This window comes from Mycolicibacter algericus DSM 45454, assembly GCF_002086455.1.
Lineage (GTDB): Bacteria > Actinomycetota > Actinomycetes > Mycobacteriales > Mycobacteriaceae > Mycobacterium > Mycobacterium algericum.
This window is the reverse complement of record NZ_MVHC01000078.1, coordinates 1-1330: the sequence shown is the minus strand read 5'-3', so window position 1 is coordinate 1330 and position 1330 is coordinate 1. Positions and strand designations below refer to the sequence as shown.

At 64.1% G+C, this 1330-nt stretch carries 1 protein-coding gene and 1 other annotated feature; the gene reads left to right on the top strand.

Translation table 11 applies throughout. From position 1 onward, the window contains the following. Positions 1-51 precede the first annotated feature (51 nt). Positions 52-1304 (top strand): IS3 family transposase gene (locus tag BST10_RS22140; RefSeq protein WP_234825817.1). Its coding sequence is split into 2 segments (ribosomal slippage): positions 52-340 and positions 340-1304, totalling 1254 coding nucleotides; the frame shifts between segments, so codons are not numbered across the junction. Then, positions 339-467, top strand: a sequence feature (AL1L pseudoknot). It overlaps the preceding gene by 129 nt. Positions 1305-1330: the final 26 nt, after the last annotated feature.

Below are 1330 nucleotides of genomic sequence, written 5' to 3'. Positions count from 1 at the left end.
TGAATCCCCCCGGTGAGTCCGGAGGCTCCACTTCTTGTGAAGGATGGAGTCATGTCAGAAGGTTCTCCGCGTAGGTACCCGGCCGAGTTGCGTTCGCGTGCGGTGCGCATGGTTGCCGAGGTCCGTCACGAGTATCCGTCGGAATGGGCAGCGATCGAGTCGGTGGCGTCCAAGCTGGGGATCGGGACGGCGCAGACGTTGTTGAGCTGGGTCCGCAAGGACCAGGTCGATGCGGGCAAGCGCCCCGGTGTCACCTCCGAGATGGCGGAGGAACTGCGGAGGCTTCGAGCCGAGAACCGGGAGCTCAAGCGGGCTAACGAGATTCTGAAGTCGGCGTCGACTTTTTTCGCGGCGGAGCTCGACCGCCGGCCTCGTTGATCTGCACCTATATCGACCAGAATAAGGATCGCTTCGGTGTCGAGCCGATCTGCCGGGTGCTGAGCGCGCACGGCGTCAAGATCGCACCGAGCACCTACTACGACGCCCATGCCCGGGGCCGCTCGGCCCGAGCTGCCGCCGACGAGGACCTCAAACCCCAGATTCGGCAGGTGTTTGAGCGCAACTACGGGGTCTACGGGGCCCGCAAAGTGTGGCTGGCCCTCAACCGCGACGGTGTGGCAGTGGCCCGCTGCACCGTGGAACGGCTGATGCGCGACATGGGCCTGCGCGGGGCGCACCGGGGCAAGGTTCAGCGCACGACCATCCCTGATCCGCAAGGCGTCAGGGCCCGTGATCTGGTCCTGCGCCAGTTCAACCCGCCCGCACCGAACCGGCTGTGGGTGGCCGACATGACCTACGTGTCGACCTGGTCAGGGTTTGTCTACGCCGCGTTCGTCATCGACACCTACTCCCGGCGGATCGTGGGGTGGCGCACCTCGACATCGATGACCAGCGCGTTGGTGCTTGATGCGATCGAGCACGCCATCTGGACTCGCCAACGCGATGGGATCAGCGACCTGACCGGCCTGGTGCAACACCACGACAGAGGCAGTCAATACACCTCCATCGCCTACACCGAACGTCTGGCCGCAGCCGGAATCGACGCCTCAGTCGGCCGGGTCGGTGACAGTTACGACAATGCCGTCGCCGAAACCATCAACGGCCTGTACAAGACCGAACTGATCAAGCCCCGCGGCCCGTGGCGCACCATCGACCAGGTCGAAGTCGCCACCCTCGAATGGGTGGACTGGTTCAACCACCGTCGCATCAACAGCTACTGCGCCGACATGCCACCAGCCGAATACGAAGCCCTCTACTACAGTCAGCACCGAACCCAGAAAGTCACTGAGTTCTCAAACCCGTGAGCGTCCGGAAACGCCGGGGGGATTCA